Raw genomic sequence first — 25,219 nt, 5'->3', positions numbered from 1 at the left:
TCAAGAGACATGGTTAACAGAGAAAGTAATTAATATATCAAAAAAGGGACCTGAATGTACCGGCTCCCCTTTCAGTGTTGCGTTACCGCAAGCTATCTATTTTTAGCAAATGATCTTACTCAGTTGCTTGCTCTACCGCAGTTTCTGCTGCTGCATCTTTAGCGTGAGCTTGTAGATATTTAAGTAGTACACGCTCTTCGTTCTTATCAAGCTTGTAGTACTGTTGCATTGCTTTTAGGCCATCAACCCATGCGTTTGAAGTTAGGTGTTTTGGATCTGGCGTTGCGTGACACTGGTTACAGCTTGCATCTAGGATTTCTTTACCATAGCCCCAAATAGGCTTGATGCTTGCTAGCATGTCACGTTGTGTCATCCACGCTGCAACTTGTACTTGCTGCCAAACTTGACCATCAGTTGCGGTTTGGGTGTTAAGTACTTTTTGTGTTTTCTGTAGTTCAGGATCAATCGAAGCGATTTGAATTTGCATCGCCATATCTTGAACTAGCATACCTGTTGTTGAACCTTTGATTTCCCAACCTGTTAGTTCGACTTTTAGCATGTCACCACTTTGACCAACGACTTTCACTTCTGATGCTGGGTACAATTGACCTTGTGCATCGTCAGAAGCAGCATCTTTCACAAACAGCTGCTTAGATGTTAGAGAATAAAGTGTTGTCGCTTCAGGTGCTTTCGCTGCATTGATGCTTAGCTGCTTAAACGTTGCTTGGAAGTCATTGTTGATATGTGGCAACTGGTGAGCAATACCTTTGTGACACTCGATACAGTTCATATCTTTCGCTGCAGCACCTGTCATTGCAGCCGCAGCTGCAGGTGATTGCTTAGCGTGATCCATCGCAGAGTAAGAGTGACAGCTCTTACACGTCGCAGAGTTGGTGTCCTTCATCATTTTCCATACATTTTGTGCCATGCGTAGACGATTTTCTTCGAACTTCTTCGGCGTATCGATATCTTTACCAATGAACTCACTGTAAATATCACCAATACCGCCCATTTTGGCTTTCATAAAATCAATTGGGTTATTCTCAGGGATATGACAATCACGACACTGTGCACGAACACCGTAAGCGTTCTTAAAGTGAATACTTGTTTTATATTCGTTGTAATTTTCCTTCATCGAGTGACAAGCAGTACAAAACTCGTTAGTAGAAGTGAATTCAATCGATTTGTGGAAAGTAAATACGCCTGCAAGTGTAATTAATACACAAACAACTGCAATTGCTAAAACGGAATAGCGACTGCTTGGCTTTATAAGAAAGTGCCAGAACTTCTTCATTGATGGTCCAAAATGAATTAAACGTCAAAATGACGTTAAAAGAAAATGTTGTGTACAAAAATATCAGTCGAATATGAATACGGCAATGTAAGTTATTAATAAAAAAAAACTTATTATTAATATATTTTATTACCTTAATTTAATGCTTACTTATTCAACTGATTTATTTAGAACTCTAAATGGTTTTTATCTGTCAATAGACTTTTACCACTTGTTACACAATCACCACCAACTTAAACACCTTGTTAATTTTTATTTATAATCAGCACTTTGAACCAATTTAATTTATCATAATTACTTTTGTTTGATATGAGTCAAACTGTTGTTGATAATGCTTTTCAATTAATCTTTAATTAATACGCTAAATATTATCGGATTTATATCGACCATTAAACATATTAAATTAGGACGATTATTTTTGAAAACTTACTTCCCATTTGGCCCTATAATATATTTTTTATTTCCGTGTAGCCTATCAAGAATTATTAAAAATATAGGCATCAAAACCGAATAAATATTAGGCGTATATATTGCGTTAATTTATTTATTGCTCGGACTGTCTTCGGAATATAAATATGACCCTATCACGTCGTAACTTTTTAAAAGGTTCAGTAGCAACCGCAATTGCTGCTAACGGACTCACACTTTTTCCTGCAGGCAAGGTATTTGCGGCTGACACGCAAGTTATTCCATCTGCATCTCACTATGGTCCTTTTAAAGCGGTTGTAAAAGAAGGTAAGTTAATTGGCGTTCAACCTCTGAACGACGTTGACCCCTTCCCTACTGAAATGTTAACAAAAGGTATACTAAGCCGTACTTACGCTGATACTCGTATTAAATACCCTATGGTACGTAAGTCTCTACTTGAAGATCCATTAGGCGATCACAATCCGCATTTACGAGGCAAAGAACCGTTTGTTCGTGTTGATTGGGATACTGCCATCGCACTAACTGCATTCTGTATTGCTCGTACAATTGAAAAGCATGGTAATGAAGCCGTATTCAGTTCTTCTTACGGAGGTTGGTCTCACAGTGGTTTAAACCGTCCTCAAACACTACAAGGTCGTTTCTTTAACCTTATTGGTGGCCAAAGTATCTGTGCGGGTGACTACTCAGCAGGTGCATCTGAAGTTATCCTTCCTCACGTTATTGGCGATATGGAAGTGTACTCACCACAAACCGCGTGGAAGATTGTAGAAGAAAATACAGAAGCTGTTCTATTCATTGGCTGTGATCCTTGGAAAACAAACCGTATTGAATTCCGTGTTGCAGACCACTCAATGCAAAAGCACTGGGAAGCGTTTAAAGAGAAAGGCATAAAGTTTATCTCTATTAACCCTCAGAAAACCCAAACAGATAAAGCTCTAGACAGTGAAATGATCAATATCCGTCCTAACACGGATACTGCGCTATTTACTGCTATGTCTTACCATCTATGTAAAACAGGTAAGAACGATAAAGCTTACCTAGATAAGTACACGGTTGGTTTTGATAAGTACCTTGATTACCTAATGGGTAAAGAAGACGGTATTGAAAAAACACCTAAGTGGGCTGAAGAAATTACAGGTCTCCCTGCTGCTAAAATCATTGAAATTGCAGAGCTTTGTGTAACTAAGCGTACACAAATTGCAGCGGGCTGGGCACTACAACGTGCTGACCACGGTGAAATGATCCACTGGTCTATCATCAACTTTGCAGCGATTGCAGGTAAAATTGGTAAGCCTGGTGAAGGTGCAGGCTTTAGCTGGCACTACGGTAATGGTGGTATGCCAACGTCTGGTAAGCGTATGCCTATCGGTCTATCTCAAGGTCGTAACCCAATTACTAAAACATGTCCAGTTGTTATGATTTCAGACATGTTGAATAACCCAGGGAAAGCATTCACCCGTGATGGTTCAAACCTTTCGTTACCAAAAGCTAAATTAATCTATAACGCAGGTAACAACCTACTATCGCACCAGCAAGATACTAACGAGTTAATTGATGCACTGAACAAGAATATTGACACTATCATCTGTCAAGACCCTTGGTGGTGTGCAACAGCAAAATACTCAGATATCGTGCTACCAACCACGACTACACTAGAGCGTGATGACATCACTTCTGGCGGTACTTACAGCAACAATAAAATTTATGCGATGCGTAAAGTGGTTGAGCCTGTAGGTGAAAGCCTAGATGATTACGAAATCTTCTCTCGTCTAGCTTTTATGCTTAACGTACATAAAGAGTTTACTGACGGTAAGACAATGTACCAACACATCAAAGCGTCTTACGAATCTTCTGATGCAACAGATGATTTCAAAACATTCTGGCAAAGTGGTATTACGCACCTATCAACACCTGATGATGCTAATAGCTTTGTTCGTCATGGTGATTTCTATGCTGATCCTGAAAAGAACCCACTTCATACACCAAGTGGTAAGATCGAGCTTTACAGTGAAACACTTGCTAAGTTTAAAGCAAATGAGTGTCCAGCAATGCCACAATGGATGCCTCCATTTGAATGGTTAGGTAACGCGAAGAAAGATCAAGTTCACGTACTAAGTCCACACCCATGGATGCGCCTACACTCACAAATGGCGAATGCTGATGTAAACAGCCACGAGTCTGTTGATGGTCGCCAAATCGTACTTATCAACAAAGATGATGCAGCAGCACGTGGTGTTAAAGATGGCGATGTCGTTGAAGTACACAATGACCGCGGTGCGTTACTTGCTGGCGCACGTATTACTGATGAAGCAATGCCAGGTGTTATCTACATTCACGAAGGCGCATGGCTACAGCTTGATGAAAAAGGCCGTTGTAACTCAGGCTCTATCAACATGCTGACAAGTAGTAAAACAACCAGTGGTTTAGCGCAAGCAACCAGTGCAAATACGTGTTTGGCTTACTTCAAGAAATGTACTGATGTACTGACACCAAACAAAGCGTATGAGCCACCACAAATTGTTAAGTCTAAATTCCAAGTGGATATCTGGGCACTACAACTAGGTAAGCGCCTAAAAGCAGTTGCTGCAGAGCAAGGGCCACGGCAATCACCAGGTGAGAAGTTATTCTACGGTAGCTGTACATTATGTCACGCTGCACCACACCCAAGTGACTTCACTTACAAGCAGTGGAAAGGTATTACAACCTCGATGTTCCCACGTGCAGGTCTAAATGATAAAGACCGTCAACTTGTTCTTGATTTCTTGAAAAAGAATGCAAAAACTGAGTAATTGAATAGTTAAACTATCAAATAAAAACGCAGCCTATTGGCTGCATTTTTATATTTATAGGAATGAGTTAGATGATTAAGACTCGATAACTTTTACTTTCTTCTTACGCTTTAGCCTTTGCAGCATCAAATATACACTAGGCACAACAAACAAGGGATCAACGATACCTAGTGCCATTCCAGCAATAATAATGATCCCCAGCGAGCCCATCGCATTAGCGCCTGGTCCAGCTTCCCATAGCAGTGGTAATGAACCTAAAATCATCGTTAATGATGTCATCAATATTGGACGAAGACGTGTTTTCGTCGCTGTAAGGATCGCTTTACGCGGTGCTAACCCTTCTGCTTGTAATTCATTCGCAAATTCGGTGATTAATATACCGTGCTTACAAATCAAACCAATCAAGGTCACCAGTCCTATTTGTGAATACACATTTAAGGTAAAATCACTAAAGTACAACGCCCATAGCGCCACTGATAATGTAATTGGCAGTGACAACATAACCACTAACGCGTCAACGACACTCTCAAACTGCGCACTAAGTACCATATAGATAAAGACTAATGCTGCGATAAATACAAACAGCATTTGCTGATTAGCATCAAGATACTGTTTAGCTTCATCTACATAGGTGTAGTCTGCGTTAGTTGGTAAAATATCTGGCAACATCTCGTTTAAGGCATCAATACCCTCACCCATGCTGACACCATCAGCCAATCGAATAGAAAGCGAGGCTGAGGTCGCTCTATCATATTGCTCAAGTGAACGAGGGCCAACTTCATTTTCAATACTGATCAACGCGGACATCGGCACAAGTTGTCCTTTTTTATTAGCGATCATCAACTGTTTTAATGAACTTGGCGTTAAGGTAAATAACGATTCTAGCTGCATGTGAAGCGAGTAATTCGTTCCTTGGTAGCTCATATCATTACTGAAACTCTTACCACTCATTGCCAGTTTAAGTATCTGCTGAATATTACGCAGCGGCACATCATATTGTGAAGCTAACACTCGATTAATGTTGATCTTAAATTGATTGCGATCGAATTTAAGATTGCTTCGCGCATTTGAAAATAGTGGTGATTGCTCGATTTTGTAAGTCACTTCTGTGAGCTCTTTAGCCAACTTTTGCTCATCAACACTACTACTTACATTAAGATCGATACCGCCACTATTACCCCGGCGTCCACCACCCGTTTCTATCGCTGGAATAACCCCCGTATAAACACGGTTACCGCCATCTTTAAGCCGAGCATTAATCATCTCACTGATTTTTTGTGCTGATAATGAGCGCTCTTCCCATGGTTTTAACGTCACGAAACCACGAATAAAGTCAGAGCTCGCCAGAATAGCAACATGATCAATATCAGGGATATGTTTTAACTGCGTATTCATATTAGCAATCATTTTTTGTTGACTAGCATCATCGCTGCTACCGACTAATGGCTGAAATAAGAATATTTGTCCTGAATCTTCAGTAGGTAACATTTGTGATGGTGTTTGAGTAAAAGGCCAATAACTACTAGCAAAAATAATTGCCATAACTAGTAACGTCGTTTTACGCCAATCAATAGTGGCTGACAAAACATGGTGGTAAGCCTGGGCAAGTCGATCTAACTGAGCATTAATCCACGTTTCAAAACGACTAGGCGGCTTATGATTCATCATTTTACTACACATCATCGGTGATAGTGTTAATGCCACTACACCCGATATAATCACAGTGCCTGCTAAGGTAAATGCGAACTGTTGGAATAACTGCCCTGTAATACCGTCAACCAAACCAACTGGTATGTAAACGGCAGCCAAAGTTAACGTTGTAGCAATAATGGCAAAACCAATTTGACGACAGGCAATAGCAGTAGCTTTATAGACCGACTCATGAAAACGCAACTGCCTGTGTACGTTCTCCACCACAACAATGGCATCATCAACCACCAGCCCCACAGCTAATAACATCGCGAGCAATGTCAAGGAGTTAATACTAAAGCCTGCCAGTTTCAGGATGATAAACGAGCACGATAAACAGACAGGAATGGTTACAATAGGAATAAGTGCAATACGCAAATTACCAAGGAACAACCATATAACACCTGCAACTAATATCACCGCTAAACCAATAGCAAGGTAAACATCATTTAGTGCTGTAATTATAAAAGTCGATTTATCCAGTAACACCTTGGCTTTCATGCCACTCGGCAAGGTCATAGAGTCTAATAAACCATGAACTTGCTGTGATAAAACCAGTGGGTTTGCTGTTGCTGTATATTGGGGGTTCAATACAAACAGCATTGAGTTTTTGGTCGAAAAGTCCACCAACGGCTTTACTTCTCGTTGGCTATTTGGGGTACCAATCGTGATATCAGCCACTTGTTTTAATCGAATAGGCTGCTGTTGATAAGTCGCAATAATAGTGTTTTTAATATCATCAAGGCTTGAGATTGCCCCAGTAGAAATAAGCTGGTACTGACTTTCCGTCCCTGATGTTTTACCACTAATTGCCGAAATACTGTTTACGTCATTAACTTTGTTAATAACATTGTTTATTGTAAGTCCATAATAAAAAACCTTGTCAGGATTTAAAGTAATCAATACTGACTGGCTTGAGCTCGGTGCAACACTTACCGCCCCCGCAGCAGGTAACTGCTCTAACTTTGGCAATAGCGTATCAATACCATATTGATGAAATTCATACTCAACTTGATGAGGCCCCGGCGTTAAGCCAATCAGCATCGCTGGCATTCCCTGATCGTCAGATTTAGTCACTTTCGGAGAAATATCATCGGGTAACTTATTTTCAATGTTGCCAATATCATTATGGATTTCGCTCACTAATGTATCGATTTCACTGTCATCAATAGTCGATGCCACATCAATAATAATATTGCCTCGTCCTTGTTTTGCAGTCGCTGATAAATGGCTGATCCCTTCAGTACCAGCAATGGCATTTTGAATAGGAATTAAAACTTCAGTCATCATATTTTGTGCAGCTAATGCACTATCATGGACGGTAACTTGAATTTTTGACTGACTGATTTGTGGGGTATAGCGCCAAGGTAGTTTCTGACAAAAGATCAACCCAATAAATACCGGGATCAACCACAATACAGTACATAACACTGGACGGCGTAAACAGAGATCCGTTAATTTCATTATTTATCCGCCGTCTGTGACTGTAATGGTATATGTTGTAGATGCTTAACTTTTTTCGACGTTTGATCAGGTTGCTGAGCAGGCATTACTTCGACTTTTTGATCTGTGCGTAAGTAGTTTTGACCATTTATAACTAATTGATCACCCACGGTTAATCCCGATAAGATCTGCACATACCCATCATAGTATTGCCCTACTTTTACATCACGCAATCTGGCTTTATTGTTAACCACAATAAACACCTGCGCCCCTTGAATATTAGTGATTAATGAGGACGTAGGGATTGTAACTTGCTTAAGTAGTTCACGGGTATATTGGACAATTTTCACGTTTTGGCCCGGTGAAAACTGCTTAGCATTAGGTAGTTGAGCCTTTAAAGTCACCAGTCCCATTGAAATATTAGGAGAAACGTAACTCACATTACCGTCCACATATTTTTTGGGTTTAAGCTCTGAATAAACGGTAACATGTTGCTCTAATTTATAATCATCTTTTTGAGCAGCAGGTAGTTGATATTCAATAGTTAGTTGATCAGGGGTATATAAGGTTGCAAGTGTATTACCAACAGTAACAACATCACCGACATGAAAGTCGGTTTGGCTAATAACACCGTCAAATGGTGCTTTAACAGCCAACTCTGTGAGCTTTGATTTGTCTTGCTCTAACTGCGCTAAAGCCTGTTTATAGTCACTCTCGCTGTCATCATAAGTACTTCGCGCAACTACACCTTTATTTACCAGTTCTTTTTGACGTAACCAAGTTTGCTTTTTTGCATCAAATTGAGCTTGATCTCTTGCAACTTTAGCTTTAGCCTCGCTGGAATCAAACTGCACTAAAACCTGTCCTTTCTTTACTGTTTGCCCAGCCTCAAAGTAAATTGCGGTGATCTGGCTGGTCTCTAACGTTTTCAATGCAACCGAATTATGACTTTTTACCACACCATAACCCGTAACTTGATGAGTCAATGTGCGAGCTGACACCGTTTGGGTTTCTACTTGAACGACTTTAGAAGAGTGCTTGTGCGAATGAGAATCTGATTGGCTTTCTTGCTTACAGCCAACAACCATAAAAGCTACAACGGCGAAAACCATCACAGAAATGCATTTTTGTTTCATTATCATCTACTTACCTGGAAATTAAACAATATAAGCAAGGCGCTTATATTAATTGCCAGCACCTCTCAACATACCTATAAAGAATTATATATATTAACAAGGATATTTGTGAGGTTAAGTCAGGACTATGTAGCTTTACAGTTATTTACATTCCGCACTCCATTTGTAAATGCAAAAAATAACAATCAGTTACAGTATGTTTTTTTATATGTGTCGAATTTACAAATAATGAAAATAAAAAGTTACGACATAGTTATCAATATGTAAGTGGCAAGTATTTACTTGCACGCTTTAACATTTATCTTACCAAGACCATTAAGTTAATAAGGGTACGCCATGTTTAGTAAGCGTGATAAATACGCTCTCATCTTATCGACTTTGTTGCTTGTAGGTTGTAACGGTTCAAGTTCTGATTCGGCAACAACCGAGCCTTCAGTCGAGAAAGATAAAACACTTACTTCTGTTGATAGCTTTGATGAATACATAGCTGAAAATGGAGAGATAAAAGAAGATCAAACCATAACACTAGATCTTCCCGATGGTGAGATATACTTTTTAAACAAGGATTTAACGATTAAAGGCAACTTAATCATCAAATAAGGATATTGATAATGAAAAAACTTTTTTCTCTTTCTGCAATTGCCCTACTTACAGGGTTATCAACTGCCGCTTCTGCTACTTCACTCGATGTTCATGGCGAGATTAAAATTAACGGTAAAACGGTTATCGATGACAAAGGTAACCTAATTCAAGATCAGAGCGATCTTATTAACATTGATGATTACGCTAACGCCACACCAAATCGTGTTGTTACATTTTCAGCTCCTGTAAATGAAGACGGCACCGTTTCAACTTATAAATTTTTCTATGACGAAACTGGAAGAGAATATAAAGAAGAAAGCTTCATTGACGATAAACTAGTTTGGTCAATAAAATGGGAAGAACGCACCACAACACCATTAGCACATAAACGTACGATTTTAAGTGATTGGGGCGGAGAAGCTCCTATTACCACAACTTATCAAGATGAATTTACTACATCATCCGCTTATCCGTTAGCACGAATTGGCGTGAATATGACTCGTGCCGATATCTATACAAGTAAAGTTATTGCAACCAATCACCCTGATATAGAAATTAATAGTATTACTAATAATTCAGATTATCAAAAGTTAACAGTTATAGATAAAACATCATTTAAAATGGGCGATACTACCGTTGAGGACTGTATTATCGTAACTATGAGCGCATCATGGACGCAAGAAGACCAATTCCGTACGTTCTGTAAAGACTATGGCTTGGTTCAATTTGGAAACTATACGGCACAAGCTGCTGAATAATACTTTTAATGCAAAAAACGACCTTAATTTAAGGTCGTTTTTTATTTTCTCAAACCAAACATTAAAACGTTAGTTATTGCTCTAACATTTGCTCCATTGCCTGATGAGGAATATTGGCTTCCATAAATTCATCACCGTATGGCGTGAAACCCAGTTTACGGTAAAAATCGATAGCATGGGTTTGCGCACCTAAGTCCACACGGGGATAACCTTGCTGTTTAGCATAATCCACTAATGCTTGGACGACTTTTACACCTAAACCTTGTCCACGAGCAGCTTTCATGATTGCAATACGACCTATATGACCATCAGCAAGAATACGCCCTGTCCCTAATGGCTGTTCGCCATCGACCACAAGTACATGCATCGCTTGCGTATCTAAACCATCAAACTCAATTTCAGGATCAATTTCTTGTTCTTTAATAAACACCTGCTCGCGTACTAAGCGAATACTCTCTTTATTCGCACTATCAAAAGCAACAATTTTTACATCTAACATGAAATATCCTATTTATCTGAATCACAGACCTTTTTTATATTGCTGAGAAATAGTGCCAACAATGGTTTGCTCTAATGTTGTTCTCGCGTTGATATCACCATGAATATACGCATTAAACAAAGAGACTAACATTGCTTTATCAGTATTTACTTCCGTTTCCGTTTTAATATCACGGAGATCGATCATAAAGCGAGTAAACTTATCAGGGAAGTCTGTCACCACTTGTAAATTCATATAATTCTGCTGGCTATATAGCGTATTATGCGCGCCTCTTTGTTTATCTAATACGAACGAGGCGTCTTTTAAACTCAAGATAGACGCAGACTTATTACACTTACGTAAGCACTTATTATCAAAATACTTTTTCTTACAGCCTACTGTTTGATGGAATAAACATTGACGGCTCATTAACATCATCAATGGATGATAAATACTGTAATGTAATTCAAAGTTTTCAGGGCATACCACTGGATTAATTTGCTTACGATTGATCTCGTTAGAAACGAATGCGCCCTTCGCATTAAATTCATCATCAATGCACTGTAGGCTAAATGAATTAGTTAAGTTCAAGTAAGGCCCTGCAATCCAATCAATCTCTTGCTGATAAGCCACATGCGCAATACCGCTGTTATTTGCCACAATACAATTAGGTTTCACACGCTCAATAAATTCAATTGCAGCTTGGTAATTTTCACCAATTAAAATTGCTGGGAACCATGGTACAAGATGAGGATGCGCTTCAAACAATGCTACCGTTTTTTCCAATTCCATCGATAAACCTTCAGGAATGGTATAATACAGCACGGCATTGTTATCTTGATTTAATACCACATCACTTGGATCAGATATTAATATCGCCAGCTCTGGCGTGATCCCTGTTGGTTTACGGTGATTGATACTATTACGTGGTTTTGGCGTATCAATCGGCGCTACCAGCGCTTTTTCACCATTTAACTGATAACCAATTTGTTCTTTTAATTGTGCTAATTCCGCAAAAGGGATTGACGTATTTTCGGCTAGCCCTGAAATATCAACGTGGGTGATCTGATACTCACCTTCATTAGCCAAACTTTGAAAACGTTTTTCTAATAACTCATGAGTTAATACATGTTTTTGTGCACGAATAAGTGCTGACTCTGATTGTAACTCTATCGTTTGATCCGGCGTTGTCACTATCACCGTTAAACATTGACCTTCTTCACCGCTAAAGATCATGGTCATAGGTAGCGAGTTAACATCCATGGCTTTCGTGACATCTTCAACGATATTAATAATCGCTGTTTTGTCATCGTACAATTTCTGTTTGACGCCATTTACTGCATCAATTGTGGTTGCTTGATAGACCTGAGTAAAATGACTCACAGAGTTATCACGAGGGTTATCAATAAACATGCTCTTATTGATATCACCTTGGAGATACGAGTTAGAAAAATCGCGATTAAAGACCGTAAAAAGTGACCTTGTATCGGTTAGTAACGGCTTTTGCTCACAGTAACGATTTATCTGCTGACGCCATTGATCGACCACGGTATACACGTAGTGTGATTTCTTAATTCGCCCTTCCACTTTCAGCGAATATACCCCAGCATCAGCCAACTCAACCATATTAGAAAAAGCTGAGTTATCTTTCATATTTAATGGAAAATCTTTACCAGCGGCGGTGGTTTGGTATTGATCACGGCATGGTTGACTACAACGACCACGGTTACCCGAGTTACCATTTTTCACCGAACTGATATAACACAAACCAGAGAAACCAATACAATAGGAACCATGAACAAACACTTCCATAAGGACATCATGTTGATGTCCAAATTGAGCCAAATGCTTAATTTCACGAATGTTCAATTCACGCGATAAGTTAACACGGCTTGCTTGGAGCTGTTTTAAAAATAGAATTTGGCCGTCGTTATGGGTATTGATCTGCGTTGAAGCATGGACATCTAATGTAGGAAAGTGCTCTTTAATGATGTGGAACAAGCCTAAATCTTGCAAAATCACACCATCAACTTTGGTGTTCACTAACTTGTTCAATAAGCGAATAACCGCAGGAATTTCACTATCTAATACGACAATATTTAAGGTAAGAAAAATCTTACAATTGTTCTGATGTGCTAAACGAATAATGCCACTTAATACATCAAAGGTCAGGTTAGTTGCTCGATTTCGAGCATTGAAACTATCTAATCCACAATAAATAGCATCAGCGCCTGCAGCAATGGCAGCCTTAATGGATTCAATATCACCACCGGGCGCCAATAACTCAAAATTCTTAGTTTTCGCAACATTGCTCATCAACAATTGTACCTTGTATAACCGCATTAAATGTAAGGACGACTATTTTACGCGCAAGCTTTCAATAAAGTCCAACAGTGGGAGTTAAATCACACTATCAAAGATAACTTTTATATTTTGTGCACAGAATCCCTTTTGATTAAAAGAGGATAAAAAGCATTTAAGATTGGATGATTCATCTCACCTAAACACAAACGCGCGGCATTGATTGCCATACTTTCGATAGGGTTACGAATAGTCGTTAACTTAGGGCTGAAGTAGCATTGTGGAAGTACATCATCAAATCCGACTATTGATAAACGATTTGGAATATCAATACCATGTTCTTTAAATACTTGCATCGCTGCTGCTGCGTAAAAATCGTTAAATGAAACTAAAGCAGTAACTGGTAATCCTTTATTTAATAAATTAGTTGCAGCTACTGTTCCACCAATCTCACCAAAAGGTACCTCTTCAACCCAGTCTGGATTAAATTCAATTCCCCCTTCAGCTAACGCTTTCTGATATCCATTTAATCGTTCAACTTTATCATCGACTTCCATCTCACAGGAAAGATAAGCAATTTTACGATGCCCTTCTTCAATAAGATGTTTAGTCGCTAAATATGTTCCGGCGCAATTGTCTAACCAAACACATTGTGACTCAATTTCACTCACACACCTGTTAATCAAAATAAGACCAGAAACCTGCTTGGCATAACGTATCAACATGTCATCTGTCATTGCTTTACTATGCATCACAATATTACGGCAGCCTTTGCTTAACATAAATTTAAGCGCATCTTCTTCACAATCGAGATCATAGTTACCACTCGCAACAATTAACTTTCGTCCATGCCTTTTAGCAATTTTTTCTACTCCTTGTGTAAGCAATCCATAGAACGGAGAATTAAACCGACTAACAATCAAGCCAATAGTATCTTGCCCTTGATTAATATTTAAGCGTCTATTATCTGTAATTTTATAGCCCAATTGAGCCATTACTGTTTCTATTCTTTTGACTGTCTCTGGCAACACAGAATCAGATTGATTAATCACTCGAGACACTGTTGCAGTCGAAACATTTGCAGCTTTTGCCACGTCTTTAATGGTTACCATTTGCGCTTAAGATCCCATTTATCTGCCATGTAAATTACATATGATATTAACTTTTTATAGAAGTGAATTCCATCACAGATCGATATGGGTTTAATCAATACCCTTAATCTGTGGTTATAAGCAATGAATATAATAAATAACTTCTATTTACAATATAACGTGTGGATGTAAATTACATGAAAGAAGATAATGTGAAAGAGATACCGATAGGACTATCTCTTCTACCATTGATAGCGATGATCGGGTTGTTAGTTGTTGGCTTCGGTGTATATGGCCTACCTATTGAAAGTCTTTTGTTAACCTCTGCTGTCATTGCAGCACTTGTAGCATGGAAAATTGGTTACAGTTGGGATGATATTCAAAATGCGATTATTGATCGTTTAACGAAAGCCTTACCCGCTGTTTTTATCTTAGTATTAGTCGGGGGCTTAATTGGTAGCTGGATGATTGGCGGTACTATTCCGATGCTGGTTTACTATGGTCTTCAAATAATCAGCCCTGAATATTTAGTCCTAACATCATTTTTAGTAACTTGTATGGTATCGCTATGCACAGGAACATCATGGGGTTCTGCGGGGACTATTGGTGTCGCCTTAATGGGCATCGCTTCCGGCATGGATGCGAACCTTGCCGCAGTTGCAGGTGCTATAGTCTCTGGAGCTTACTTTGGGGATAAACTCTCTCCACTATCAGATTCAACCAACTTTGCACCAGTTGTCGCAGGAACAAATCTCTACTCACATATTCAACATATGTTATGGACTACGATTCCAGCATTTGTTCTGTCTTCTATAGTTTTCTTCTTCGTTGGTAGCAACAATGTAACAGCTGGAACACCAGAAAAAGTAATTACAATGCTTGCAAATATCGAACAGTTATTTTCATTTAATATTTTTTTACTGTTACCTCCTATTTTGATTTTATGGGGCGCAATCCGGAAGCTACCAACTATTCCTCTAATGTTATTAGCTATTGTAATTGGGGTATTAAATGCAGTAATTTTCCAAGGCTTTAGTCTAGATACCGCACTTACAGCAATGCTTAATGGTTTTAATGCAAATATGTTTGCTGATGCTGGTTTAGGCAATGTAACCGTCGTCAACGATGTATTAACTTTGGTTAATCGAGGCGGTATGACATCTATGATGGGTGTCGTGCTATTAGTCTTCTGTGCTTTCTCTTTTGCAGGCACTCTCGCTCTTACCGGCGCATTAAAGGTACTTGTTGATCTACTAAGTAAAGGTATCAAAGGTACTGCAAGTCTAATTGGTGCAACTATTGTGACAACGATTACTGTGGTTTGTACAACCTCAGATGGCAAACTAGCCCTACTTATTCCTTCAGAACTGTTCCGTGATACCTATAAGCGAATGCAACTCGATCCTAAAAATTTATCTCGTACTCTAGAAGACGCAGGCACCGTTATTGAGCCTCTCATCCCTTGGACCAATGCCGGCGTTTTTATGACAGCAACACTAGGCGTGTCTACGCTGGATTACCTTCCATGGGCAATTCAAAACTACTCTGTCAGCCCTACTTTAAAATGTCACATTCCTCCAACTTAGAAATGTCACATTAGGTGTATGATTCTTCCTATGGAAGAATCAGCCTACGGTGCTGGAATGTTACTCACGATGAGCACAAAAGAGCTTCAGAAACTCGAAACAATACAAAACGTTTGTGATAAGCGTATTAGACAAATTGATGCTTCTAAAATCCTGAACTTAAGCCGTAGGCATATTCAAAGATTGGTTAATCAATACCGACAGTTCGGGGCTAATGGTTTAATTTCAAAAAAGCGAACTAAGCCAAGTAATCGTCAATTCAATGCATCATTGAAAAAACAAGTTATTGATTTAATTCAGACTCATTACTTCGATTTTGGTCCTACGCTAGCCGCAGAAAAATTAGCTGAAATTCATGATATTAGACTCTCTACTGAAACCATCAGAAAATGGATGGTTTCGGTAAAACTTTGGAAACCAAAGGTTAAGAAAAGACGTAAGATTTATCAACCGAGAGCGAGAAGAGATTGTATAGGCGAACTTATTCAGCTTGATGGTTCCCCCCACGACTGGTTCGAAGGCCGAGCCGATAAATGTACATTGCTTGTTTTTATTGATGACGCAACAAGCGCCATCATGCATTTATATTTTTGTGATTCTGAGTCGACGTTTTCATATATGGCTGCGACTAAGCAGTATATACAACAGCATGGTAAGCCTGTCGCGCTCTACACGGATAAACACGGTGTTTTCCGTGTTAACCATGCTAGCAACGAAGACCGCAATAAACTGACTCAATATGGTCGCGCACTAAAAGAATTAAACATTGAGCTAATTTGTGCCAATACTCCACAAGCTAAAGGGCGCGTAGAACGCGCTAATTTAACGCTTCAAGACCGTCTAGTTAAAGAGATGAGGCTAGCAGGGATTAATGGGATAGAAGAAGCAAACGAGTGGTTATCAGGTTTTATAGATAACTATAACAGGCGCTTTGCTAAACCAGCTAAACGTCAATTGAATGTGCACAGACCTATCTACGAAACCCCGAAAGAGTTATACGATATTTTCTCCTGGCAAACTTCGCGAAAAGTAACTAAATCACTAACGCTACAGTATGACAAAGTCATGTATTTACTTGAAAAAAATTCAGAAAATGAAAACCTTGTGGGTAGAAATATCATGATACATGATTACCCTGACGGTCAAATAGATATTAAGCATTTAGGTCAATCATTAGGTTACAGTATTTTTGATAAATTGGAGCGAATAAATCAGGGAGAGATAGTTGAAAATAAGCGTTTAGACGCTGTTTTGAGATTAGCGATGGTAGAGCAAGAACGATTGGAATCAGAAGGTTTAAGAGAGCGTAGTCGTTCAGATACACCAAGACGACAAGAACAACGTAGACAGTCGCGAATAAATCCCGTGATGTATGACCAAGCGAAATAACAAATTTCTGTCACTTAGAAAAAGTGACATTTCTAACTTGGAGAACCGTGTGACATTTCTAAATGGTTGCAACACAATTCAAAACTACTCAGCTATTTTCTTTGCCATGTTATGGGCAATCACGGGAATTGGTATTGCTAAAGCAGTAAAAGATGTAAAAGAAGACACAGAAACAACTCAGACCAAAGCAATAATTTAAATTAACAAATTTGGAAAGCCCATCTATTTAGGGCTTTCTTCTCTATATTATAAGGGAATTACGGTGCACGAACTCGATACTATCATTAACCGTTATGGTACAGACTGCTTAAAATGGGATTACATGGAGAAGTGGCTAGGAGTACCCGAAGGAGAAGCTTTACCAAGCTGGGTCTCTGATTGGGACTTTAAAGCACCTCATTTTATTACTGATGCTTTACAAAAGCGTTTAGATCACGGCATCTTTGGTTATTCAGAACGTGGCGACGAATACTTTAACTCAGTGATTGAATGGTGGGCAGAGAGACATCAAGTCAGGTTACAAAAAGAATGGTTTCATACTACACCTGGTAGTTTGCCTGCAATTGCTATGCTAGTAGAACAATGGTCTCAAACGTCGGATAAAGTCTTAGTGTTAAGCCCTGTATATCATGCTTTTTATCGTACAATCGAAAATACAGGCCGTACTCTTGCTGAATCACGTTTAATCAATAATGACGGTTATTACACTATAGATTTTGACGATCTGGAAACACAGTTTCAGAATGGTGTAAAAATTATGATCTTTTGTAACCCCCACAACCCAGGTGGTCGTGTTTGGACTGAGAAGGAAGTGAATAAGGTCTGTCAGTTGTGTCACAAATACGGTATATACCTTATTTCTGATGAGATATGGGCAGATATCGTATTTGGCGACAATAAATTCTACAGTTGCCTAAGGGTAGACCATCAATATTTCGATAAGCTTGCTGTATGTATTGCTGGCACCAAAACATTCGGTTTACCATCACTGCGTCTAACTAATACCATGATCCCAAATGAGCAAGAAGCCCAAGCATTAAAAACTAAATTGCTTGCCTATGGTATTGATGTATACAGTGCATTTAGCATTATTGCGAACCAAGCAGCATACCGTAATGGTCATGCATGGGTAGATGATACCGTTAAATATCTAGAAGAGAATAATAAAATTCTTGAAGCTTTTGTTCGTGATGAGCTAGAAAAAGTAACTTATCGTGTTCAAGAATCAACCTATTTAGCATGGTTAGATTGCCGTGCAATGAATTTAGATGATCAGATGCTAGAAGAGATGCTACATCAAGCAGGTGTAATCCCTACAATGGGATATGGATTTGGCAGTGATGGTAGCGGATTTATTCGCCTTAATTTAGGTTGCCCAAAATCCGTACTAGAAGAAAAAATAAATCGTCTAAGAAAGGTATTGCTATAATCGCTTTCATAACAGTAAAGTCTGATTACACTCATTCCAACTAAGAGCTTAAATCGATATGATAAGTATTGATAAGAAGCAGTAAAAAACTTGCCACAACAGACTGTATGTAGGATAACAATAATGACCAGCACAACAGAACTAACAGATGCGCAAAAAGAAGCGATTGAAGCTATGGTAACTGATCGTATTAACGCCATGAATAACGATAAAGTATTGTGTGATGCAATTGATGCAAAAGTACATGAAATGGAAGAACACCTAAAAGAATATTTCCATAAGCGTTTTCATTTTCACAGCAATAAAGCATAAGACATCTACTTCTTATTGAGTTTAAAAAAGATCACTCTTAATTGTGGTCTTTTTCTTTTTTTAATAAGAGAACAGGATTATCTTTTAGGTTGAAGTAAACCCTGATTGGTTAAACAATTCCGTGACCAATTGAGTACTGATGCCGAGCCCGCTAAACCCAGATCGGCGCCTTGACGATTATCTTTTAACAGGAAAATATTCTCCTAACGGCATAAGAACAAACACCAGCCCTTTTACTTTTTCAAAAACAATCGCTTGATCAACATAAATTTTAAACACAGCACCTTGCCCTCAATAAAAAGGAAGCCTTAAGTATTAATCAGCGACATAAGCTTCGGCACACCTGAGACTTTTAAACATAAGAATGTAACGTATTTGTTTGCCCCACCCCCTAAAAAGAAACAAAGCGTCAAAATAAACCACCACAAGCAGAACATAACATTAACAATTAAATAAAAATCCAGAAACATAAACCAATAAATAATCAAAATGCATGATTTAATGTCATTCAGTAGGTAAAATACACTCCCTTGCTCTATTTAGTTAAAGAACCATGATTGATTTAAATGTATTACCTCTCTACCTCACAGCTGTTATCGCTTTATTATTAATTCCAGGGCCAGACATGTTACTGATTGCCAGTTCAAGCCTCAGTTACGGTCGCAAGGTAGGTATTTTTGCAAGTTTAGGTAATGCAACATCAGGTATTTTATTAACTATTTTGGCAGCTTTAGGTGTCTCAGCCTTAATTGCCGTAAACCCTATAGCATTACAAGTTCTTCGTTTACTTGGCGGCGCATATCTATTAAAGATGGGGTGGGACTGTATGCGAACACAACCTGCCGATGCGCCGGAAGAGCTCGCTAAAAGTCATAAAATGGCAACGACGCTATACCGACGTGCCGTGTTCACTAATTTACTTAATCCAAAAGCGCTTATTTTCTTTGTTCTATTCTTGCCACAATTTGTTTCGGCTCACGTTGCTGCAACATCTGGGCAACAAATGTTAGTGCTTGGTTTATTACTAAATGTATTAGGTTTACTGTTTAATTTATTCCTTGTCACCACTGTTGGTACGTTTGGTAAATCACTATTAAAAAGTGAAAAATTCCGATCAAATCAACATAAATTTATGGGGCTGATCTTCTTTGTTTTAGCTATTTGGTTATTAGCATCCCAACTCCCAACACCTGCTACACACTAATTATCCTCTTTTAATAGCGTTACCTATTTTGGTGACGCTATGCTCATATTAAAAGCAGTTTTCTGTTAACTTTCAATAATGGGAAATACATCTTTCATTTATGTGTATCTAATAGTGAAATATAAAATCTCTCACCATTTTTACCTTGAATTTCACTCTAAATATCCTCATATATCTTAATAATAAGTGTTGCGTACACTCTTTGATTCACTTTTTATTAATTAATGCGCAGACATAATATGCCCCATAACAAATTGGCGCATTAAGGATTATTATGATTATTCATGTTGGTATTATCGATCAGGACCCTGTCCGTTTGATCACCCCTTTGCTTGATGAAGCCGTTCCGGCTACAAAAATGATATTTATTGGTACTGAACATCAGCGAGAGCAGTATGACCGCCTAGCTTCTATTTTAACTCCACGTAACATAGATGTTGATTTTTTTGTGATCCCTGACAGCATTAACATCACGCTTATTAGAAGCGAGATTCACCAACTCGCTGAAGAGATTAAAGCAACAGGTTGCGAAGTTTGGTTTAACGCAAGTTGTGGTTTACGTCACCGTCTTCTTTCTGCTTACGAAGTTTTTCGTTCTTATCACTGGCCAATTTATGTTATCGAACCTTACAGTGATGAAATGTGCTGGTTGTTCCCTGCTGACTGTGAACAACAACAAGTTCAAGACCGTATTCAAATTACCGATTACTTAACTATTTTCGGTGCCCGTTGTGAGCTTTCTGATAACCCTATGCCTGAATCACTTAACGATCAGCTTTGGGAGTTAGGTCAACGCTGGGCAAGTTCTGCACTTGAATTAGGTCCAGGCTTAGCAACCTTGAATTACCTCGCGACCACATGCCGTAAAGAACAAGTTCTTCATGTGGAGCTTAGTGATAAGCAGCAAGGTTACAAAGAGCTAGGCACATTGCTATCGGACTTAGAAGAAACAGGATTAGCTACGTACCATGACGGTGTTTTAACCTTTAAACACGAAGAAGCTCGTCGTTTTGCAAATGGTGAATGGTTAGAGAACCTTGTCCATAGCACCGTTCGCGCTATTCAAAATGAACTACCAACAATTCAAGATCACTCATTAGGTGTGCAGGTTTACCGTAAGATTGGTGAGCGTGAAGTACGTAATGAATTGGATGTTGCAACTATCGTTAATAATAAGCTGCACATCATTGAATGTAAGACGAAAGGCATGCGTGATGATGGTGACGATACACTCTACAAGCTGGAATCACTACGAGACTTATTAGGTGGCTTACAAGCACGTGCGATGCTAGTCAGTTTCCGTCCTCTACGTCATCACGATTTAGTTCGAGCTCAAGATTTAGGCTTAGCGATTATTGGCCCAGATCAGTTAGGTGATTTACGCATCCATCTGCATGAATGGCTAAAAGGTGCGGGTGGTGGAGATCATTCTCACAACCCAGCCTAAAGCATAACGTTACTATTTAAAAAGACCTCAATAGAGGTCTTTTTTATTTTCTGTTTATAACACAGTTACGCCACACCATGCCCTTTAGACGCTTCTAACAAGCGATACCATTGTTCATGGGTAAGTTGTAACTGTTCGGCCGCAACAGCAGTCTTCACGCGCTCAATTTTACCCGTACCCAATAGCAAAGCGGGACGTGTAGGCAGTCGCATTAACCAAGCATAAATAACCTGATCAATAGAATCAGCATTGAGCTCTTGTTTTAGTACATTCAATGTTTCACGTACTCGATGAGCTTGTTCTGAAGGACTGTTATAAATATCGCCACCAGCTAAACATGACCACGCCATAGGTCGTACTCTATGCTGCTGTAGATGCGCTAATGTACCGTCTTCAATCGCATCAGTATGTAATGGATTAATTTCAATTTGATTGGTGATCAGTGGAAACTCTACCCGAGATTGCAACAATGAAAACTCATCATTTGAGAAATTAGACACCCCAAAATGTTTCACTTTTCCCGTCTGATGCAGTTGTTCAAACACACTATTGATCTCATCAGCATCCATTAATAGATCAGGACGGTGAATCAGCAATACATCCAATTGCTCGATGTCTAAACGCTGTAAAGAGCCCTCGACTGAAGCAAGAATATGGCTTGCTCGGCTATCGTAATAGGCGACTTGCGAAGTACCGTTAACTTCTTTACCTCCAACGATGCCGCATTTAGAAATTATCGTTAATTCATCACGAATACTTGGCTGTAATTGCAATGCTTCACCAAATAAAGATTCACACGCGGTTGCACCATAAACCGGCGCATGATCAACAGATGTTACTCCCAGTTCTAAATGTTGCTTGATAAATGATAATCGCTGCTGCGCCGTCATTCCCCACTCAGCCATTCGCCAGTAACCTTGAATAAAGTTAGAAAACAAAGGTTCATTGAGCTGTAGTTCGTTTTTATTTGTCATCATCACACCAATACATCGAAAGGAAAAATTGCGCTACCTGAACCTAACACAGCAATTACACGACTAACGTGATGAGTTTCAAAAAATATTGTTTGTTATCTTACGCATGACGACTGCAATACCACAAGTAACTGCGGCGTAAAGTAAAGATGGTTAAGGCTAAATAATATACCGCTAGCATAATGGCTGGTAACGCATCACGATCTGAGACACTGAGGATGGAGTAAACGCAGTACACCACAATAATGACAGGAATAATCAAGGCAGGTTTTACTGAAGAATAAAGATTAGTAGTCAGTAACACCACATGCGCTACTACCAAAATCAATGGTAACGTAATCATCAAAAACCACAACATAATCAATCCCTTTCTTAATCAGTAAGCATTACATCATAGCTCTGAACAAGATTTGCGCCAATATATTGTGATTGAGGAGTATGTAAGCAAAAGCAGTTAAGTTACACCACTGCCCCCCATAAGTTATCTAATTTCGCTAATAGTTGATGACTCTGGGCCGATAATTCTACATAACTGTATGCCAGCTTAATTTGATGATCATTAAAGCCAGGTCCCCAAATATTTGGATCTGATAAGTCAAAAGGTTGTGGTATTACCTTTTTGAGCCCTGACTCAGGTTTGCGATCATTAAGCTCTAACTGAATAAGCGATTGTTGTGCCGCTTGTTGCGCTAATTCTTTATAGCCCAATTTATCGAGTAAAAATATTGCATGGGCATGAGTAATTCCATGAAGTTTATCGCCAGCGAAAAAGTAATCATCAGTATTGTGGTAAATATCTTGTGTACTTAGCTCAACAGCAATAACACAATGTTGCTGAATATCTATCTCACCTTTATTTAATAAGTTCGATGGCTGATATTGACGATAATCAGCTAAACCGTAATAACGTCCCCAATTATCATCCATACAATTTAGAATAAGCTTAGCGATATTGGAAACCATACGCTGAGTAACAACAACGTTATTATTGGTGGCAGCATTTAAAAATAATGCGCCATATATGATCCCATGCCCTGAGTGGCATAATTGCTGTGCGTTAAGTGCTATGGCATTTACCACTTCACTATAGTCGGTCGTTTCAAGGCTATCGGCTAATGGATTCATTAAATGCTGATTATCATCGGTAAACTGCACTAACACTGCTTTTAAATTATCTTTAGACACATTGTTGAGTGCTCCGCTATTAAGTAATGAATCACCTGCTAATAATGCCGCTCCCGTATGTCCTTGAAACCATGCGGTGCTGTCAGCTTCCACCACATTGGCTAACGCTAAGATCCCGTTATTTAAAAACTTTTTCATTTTATTCTCTCCTTGCTTAATTTTTATAATTTCGCCACTAGCGAGATTGATGTAATGCAAGGATAAAACCTCAAGTTAGGTTTAGGTCAACATTATTAAATTAAAATTATTGTAGAAAGAAGTGACCTATCAAATTATTTGTAATAAATAGTCACCTATCATTCCGTACCGTAAATATTGTATATCTTTCTAAGATATCCCCATCAAATAAAAAGGCATCAGTTTGATGCCTTTATTTTAATTTAAGTATTAGCAAATAGCTTCTAATTCATATTCTTGAGTTAACCATTCGATCACTCCCCTTTCTGAATCAATATCAAATATCTCTCTTTGACATAAATGATTAATAATATTAGCTGAACGCCACGCCATTAAACTGAGTTGAGGCTCCGCAATACCATGAGAGTGAATACCAGCATTAACAGCGAATATACGATTGTTCAATGACCCGGCCCAATTCACTTCAAAATGGCGATTTAGGCTTAAATTTCCACAGCAATTAAGTTCAATAAGAGACCTCATATGATCCAAGCAAGGTGGAAATGAAGATTTAAAACCTGTTGCTAGAATAACTATATCTGCATTTAACAACTCATCATTTTCACTTAATGCATTTTTGACTGTCATCTTATAACTATTTTTTTCAGATGAAAGTTGCTGTAGTTCTCGATGTGGAAGCATCCGAACCCATCGCTTTTCCTTAAGAACATCAAATCGATGATAGAGCTCTCGATAAATATTGAGTAATGCGTTTTGTGTTATCCCATCCGAAGTTAATTTTTGAGAACTTAGCTCTTTGAGTTTCACCTCATCTTTTAACTGACAAAAAACTTCTACGTATTCAGGGGTAAAAAACTCATTAGTAAAAGCGGCTTCATCCAAAGGCTGGAAGTTTGCTCGCCTTGAAATCCAATCTAAACATGCAGGTTGTCCCCACTTTCCTCGCATAACGTTTAGAAAAATATCAGCTCCACTTTGCCCACCGCCAATAATAGCAACTTTCTTATCTGATAAATCTCTCTCTCTCAATCCGATTTCGACAGCATGAATTACCCGTTCACCAATATGTGGTTTAGCGCATTCGGGTAAATAAGGAACCTTACCTGTTCCTAGGAAAATATTACGCGCTCGATACATTCCTTTATTAGTATGTATTTCAAAAATCGCATTCTTCTCATCAAAATTAATTTTTTCTACTTTAGTGGCAAATTGTACATTAGGCAGTTTTTCCGAAGCCCATTTAAGGTAATTAGAAAATTCATGACGACTGATACAAGTAAGCTCTGTAGAGAGAAATCGATATAACTTTTTCTCACTTACAAGGTAAGAAACAAAGGAATATGGACTCTGAGGAGCGACTGCAGTGACCAGATCTTTAAGAAACATAGTCTGCATATGAGTATCATCAAGAAGAAGTCCTGGGTGCCAAGTAAACTGATCCCTTCCTTCAAAAAAACATGTTTTTAAGGTCGATACTTCTTCTGCCAAAGCAGCAACACTGAGATTAAAAGGGCCAGCACCGATGCCTGCTAAGTCAAGAATTTCATTTTTGTTATTGTTCATTA

20 protein-coding genes are annotated in these 25,219 nt (G+C 38.7%); 10 read left to right on the top strand and 10 right to left on the bottom strand.

Features of this window, described 5'->3' with window-relative positions; translation table 11 throughout:
- Positions 1-115 precede the first annotated feature (115 nt).
- Positions 116-1,294 carry a pentaheme c-type cytochrome TorC gene (torC, locus tag SKA34_RS09240; protein WP_006645253.1) on the bottom strand — a complete coding sequence of 393 codons (1,179 nt, stop codon included), beginning with the start codon at positions 1,292-1,294 and terminating at the stop codon, positions 116-118.
- A 575-nt stretch (positions 1,295-1,869) separates the two neighbouring features.
- Between torC and SKA34_RS09235 the strand changes: the two genes are divergently transcribed.
- A complete protein-coding gene (locus tag SKA34_RS09235) occupies positions 1,870-4,512 on the top strand; it encodes a molybdopterin-dependent oxidoreductase (protein WP_006645252.1) in 2,643 nt (880 codons plus the stop codon).
- 75 nt (positions 4,513-4,587) lie between these two features.
- On the opposite strand, the gene SKA34_RS09230 is transcribed toward SKA34_RS09235, so the two are convergent.
- Together SKA34_RS09230 and SKA34_RS09225 are read right to left on the bottom strand one after the other, a co-directional pair.
- Positions 4,588-7,665, bottom strand: a complete 3,078-nt coding sequence (locus tag SKA34_RS09230) for an efflux RND transporter permease subunit (RefSeq protein ID WP_006645251.1) — start codon at positions 7,663-7,665, stop codon at positions 4,588-4,590.
- Positions 7,665-8,780 carry an efflux RND transporter periplasmic adaptor subunit gene (locus tag SKA34_RS09225; RefSeq protein ID WP_006645250.1) on the bottom strand — a complete coding sequence of 372 codons (1,116 nt, stop codon included), beginning with the start codon at positions 8,778-8,780 and terminating at the stop codon, positions 7,665-7,667. Before SKA34_RS09225 ends, SKA34_RS09230 begins: the two co-directional genes overlap by 1 nt.
- Positions 8,781-9,116: 336 nt before the next feature.
- On the opposite strand from SKA34_RS09225, the gene SKA34_RS09220 reads away from it, so the two are divergent.
- Positions 9,117-9,380, top strand: a complete 264-nt coding sequence (locus tag SKA34_RS09220) for a hypothetical protein (RefSeq protein WP_006645249.1) — start codon at positions 9,117-9,119, stop codon at positions 9,378-9,380.
- Between the two features lie 11 nt (positions 9,381-9,391).
- The gene (locus tag SKA34_RS09215) at positions 9,392-10,120 is read left to right on the top strand and encodes a hypothetical protein (RefSeq protein WP_006645248.1); all 729 of its coding nucleotides are present in this window, start codon (positions 9,392-9,394) and stop codon (positions 10,118-10,120) included.
- A 73-nt stretch (positions 10,121-10,193) separates the two neighbouring features.
- On the opposite strand, the gene SKA34_RS09210 is transcribed toward SKA34_RS09215, so the two are convergent.
- The 3 genes from SKA34_RS09210 to SKA34_RS09200 form a co-directional block, all read right to left on the bottom strand.
- Positions 10,194-10,619: a GNAT family N-acetyltransferase gene (locus tag SKA34_RS09210; RefSeq protein WP_006645247.1), complete on the bottom strand. Its 426-nt coding sequence runs from the start codon at positions 10,617-10,619 to the stop codon at positions 10,194-10,196.
- A 21-nt stretch (positions 10,620-10,640) separates the two neighbouring features.
- Positions 10,641-12,914 carry a peptidase U32 family protein gene (locus tag SKA34_RS09205; protein ID WP_006645246.1) on the bottom strand — a complete coding sequence of 758 codons (2,274 nt, stop codon included), beginning with the start codon at positions 12,912-12,914 and terminating at the stop codon, positions 10,641-10,643.
- A 110-nt stretch (positions 12,915-13,024) separates the two neighbouring features.
- Positions 13,025-14,011, bottom strand: coding sequence for a substrate-binding domain-containing protein (locus SKA34_RS09200; protein WP_006645245.1), 987 nt, complete (start codon positions 14,009-14,011; stop codon positions 13,025-13,027).
- A 176-nt stretch (positions 14,012-14,187) separates the two neighbouring features.
- Between SKA34_RS09200 and nhaC the strand changes: the two genes are divergently transcribed.
- The 7 genes from nhaC to SKA34_RS09170 all read left to right on the top strand — a co-directional run bounded on the left by nhaC (position 14,188) and on the right by SKA34_RS09170 (position 21,357).
- Positions 14,188-15,576: a Na+/H+ antiporter NhaC gene (gene nhaC, locus SKA34_RS09195; RefSeq protein WP_006645244.1), complete on the top strand. Its 1,389-nt coding sequence runs from the start codon at positions 14,188-14,190 to the stop codon at positions 15,574-15,576.
- A gap of 69 nt (positions 15,577-15,645) precedes the next feature.
- Positions 15,646-16,965 carry an ISNCY family transposase gene (locus SKA34_RS09190; protein ID WP_083784328.1) on the top strand — a complete coding sequence of 440 codons (1,320 nt, stop codon included), beginning with the start codon at positions 15,646-15,648 and terminating at the stop codon, positions 16,963-16,965.
- Positions 16,966-17,014: 49 nt separating this feature from the next.
- Positions 17,015-17,164: a hypothetical protein gene (locus tag SKA34_RS23195; RefSeq protein ID WP_006645243.1), complete on the top strand. Its 150-nt coding sequence runs from the start codon at positions 17,015-17,017 to the stop codon at positions 17,162-17,164.
- A gap of 63 nt (positions 17,165-17,227) precedes the next feature.
- Positions 17,228-18,394 (top strand): MalY/PatB family protein, encoded by a 1,167-nt coding sequence (locus SKA34_RS09185; protein ID WP_006645242.1) that lies wholly within the window; start codon positions 17,228-17,230, stop codon positions 18,392-18,394.
- A gap of 123 nt (positions 18,395-18,517) precedes the next feature.
- Positions 18,518-18,706 (top strand): hypothetical protein, encoded by a 189-nt coding sequence (locus SKA34_RS09180; RefSeq protein ID WP_006645241.1) that lies wholly within the window; start codon positions 18,518-18,520, stop codon positions 18,704-18,706.
- A 553-nt stretch (positions 18,707-19,259) separates the two neighbouring features.
- On the top strand, positions 19,260-19,910 hold the full coding sequence (locus SKA34_RS09175; RefSeq protein ID WP_006645240.1) for a LysE family translocator: 651 nt from the start codon (positions 19,260-19,262) through the stop codon (positions 19,908-19,910).
- A 274-nt stretch (positions 19,911-20,184) separates the two neighbouring features.
- Positions 20,185-21,357, top strand: a complete 1,173-nt coding sequence (locus tag SKA34_RS09170) for a Card1-like endonuclease domain-containing protein (RefSeq protein WP_006645239.1) — start codon at positions 20,185-20,187, stop codon at positions 21,355-21,357.
- A 65-nt stretch (positions 21,358-21,422) separates the two neighbouring features.
- On the opposite strand, the gene SKA34_RS09165 is transcribed toward SKA34_RS09170, so the two are convergent.
- The 4 genes from SKA34_RS09165 to SKA34_RS09150 all read right to left on the bottom strand — a co-directional run bounded on the left by SKA34_RS09165 (position 21,423) and on the right by SKA34_RS09150 (position 25,217).
- Entirely contained in the window at positions 21,423-22,331 is a 909-nt protein-coding gene (locus SKA34_RS09165; protein ID WP_006645238.1) for an aldo/keto reductase family oxidoreductase, read from the bottom strand.
- Positions 22,332-22,431: 100 nt separating this feature from the next.
- Positions 22,432-22,689 carry a hypothetical protein gene (locus SKA34_RS09160; protein WP_006645237.1) on the bottom strand — a complete coding sequence of 86 codons (258 nt, stop codon included), beginning with the start codon at positions 22,687-22,689 and terminating at the stop codon, positions 22,432-22,434.
- A 101-nt stretch (positions 22,690-22,790) separates the two neighbouring features.
- Positions 22,791-23,654 (bottom strand): hypothetical protein, encoded by an 864-nt coding sequence (locus tag SKA34_RS09155; RefSeq protein WP_006645236.1) that lies wholly within the window; start codon positions 23,652-23,654, stop codon positions 22,791-22,793.
- A gap of 249 nt (positions 23,655-23,903) precedes the next feature.
- Positions 23,904-25,217: a lysine N(6)-hydroxylase/L-ornithine N(5)-oxygenase family protein gene (locus SKA34_RS09150; protein WP_006645235.1), complete on the bottom strand. Its 1,314-nt coding sequence runs from the start codon at positions 25,215-25,217 to the stop codon at positions 23,904-23,906.
- Positions 25,218-25,219 lie beyond the last annotated feature (2 nt).

The sequence above is a fragment of the Photobacterium sp. SKA34 genome, assembly GCF_000153325.1.
Lineage (GTDB): Bacteria > Pseudomonadota > Gammaproteobacteria > Enterobacterales > Vibrionaceae > Photobacterium.
The sequence above is the reverse complement of the archived record's forward strand: the minus strand, read 5'-3'. Positions and strand labels throughout refer to the sequence as shown.

Excerpts from the sequence above, each read along its gene's own strand:
- SKA34_RS09160 (WP_006645237.1), bottom strand. The coding sequence starts at position 22,689 with ATGTTGTGGTTTTTGATGATTACGTTACCATTGATTTTGGTAGTAGCG.
- SKA34_RS09200 (WP_006645245.1), bottom strand. The coding sequence starts at position 14,011 with ATGGTAACCATTAAAGACGTGGCAAAAGCTGCAAATGTTTCGACTGCA.
- SKA34_RS09170 (WP_006645239.1), top strand. The coding sequence starts at position 20,185 with ATGATTATTCATGTTGGTATTATCGATCAGGACCCTGTCCGTTTGATC.
- SKA34_RS09215 (WP_006645248.1), top strand. The coding sequence starts at position 9,392 with ATGAAAAAACTTTTTTCTCTTTCTGCAATTGCCCTACTTACAGGGTTA.
- SKA34_RS09190 (WP_083784328.1), top strand. The coding sequence starts at position 15,646 with ATGAGCACAAAAGAGCTTCAGAAACTCGAAACAATACAAAACGTTTGT.
- SKA34_RS09210 (WP_006645247.1), bottom strand. The coding sequence starts at position 10,619 with ATGTTAGATGTAAAAATTGTTGCTTTTGATAGTGCGAATAAAGAGAGT.
- nhaC (WP_006645244.1), top strand. The coding sequence starts at position 14,188 with ATGAAAGAAGATAATGTGAAAGAGATACCGATAGGACTATCTCTTCTA.
- SKA34_RS09155 (WP_006645236.1), bottom strand. The coding sequence starts at position 23,654 with ATGAAAAAGTTTTTAAATAACGGGATCTTAGCGTTAGCCAATGTGGTG.
- SKA34_RS09230 (WP_006645251.1), bottom strand. The coding sequence starts at position 7,665 with ATGAAATTAACGGATCTCTGTTTACGCCGTCCAGTGTTATGTACTGTA.
- SKA34_RS09180 (WP_006645241.1), top strand. The coding sequence starts at position 18,518 with ATGACCAGCACAACAGAACTAACAGATGCGCAAAAAGAAGCGATTGAA.
- SKA34_RS09220 (WP_006645249.1), top strand. The coding sequence starts at position 9,117 with ATGTTTAGTAAGCGTGATAAATACGCTCTCATCTTATCGACTTTGTTG.
- torC (WP_006645253.1), bottom strand. The coding sequence starts at position 1,294 with ATGAAGAAGTTCTGGCACTTTCTTATAAAGCCAAGCAGTCGCTATTCC.
- SKA34_RS09150 (WP_006645235.1), bottom strand. The coding sequence starts at position 25,217 with ATGAACAATAACAAAAATGAAATTCTTGACTTAGCAGGCATCGGTGCT.
- SKA34_RS09205 (WP_006645246.1), bottom strand. The coding sequence starts at position 12,914 with ATGAGCAATGTTGCGAAAACTAAGAATTTTGAGTTATTGGCGCCCGGT.
- SKA34_RS09165 (WP_006645238.1), bottom strand. The coding sequence starts at position 22,331 with ATGACAAATAAAAACGAACTACAGCTCAATGAACCTTTGTTTTCTAAC.
- SKA34_RS09225 (WP_006645250.1), bottom strand. The coding sequence starts at position 8,780 with ATGAAACAAAAATGCATTTCTGTGATGGTTTTCGCCGTTGTAGCTTTT.
- SKA34_RS09235 (WP_006645252.1), top strand. The coding sequence starts at position 1,870 with ATGACCCTATCACGTCGTAACTTTTTAAAAGGTTCAGTAGCAACCGCA.
- SKA34_RS09175 (WP_006645240.1), top strand. The coding sequence starts at position 19,260 with ATGATTGATTTAAATGTATTACCTCTCTACCTCACAGCTGTTATCGCT.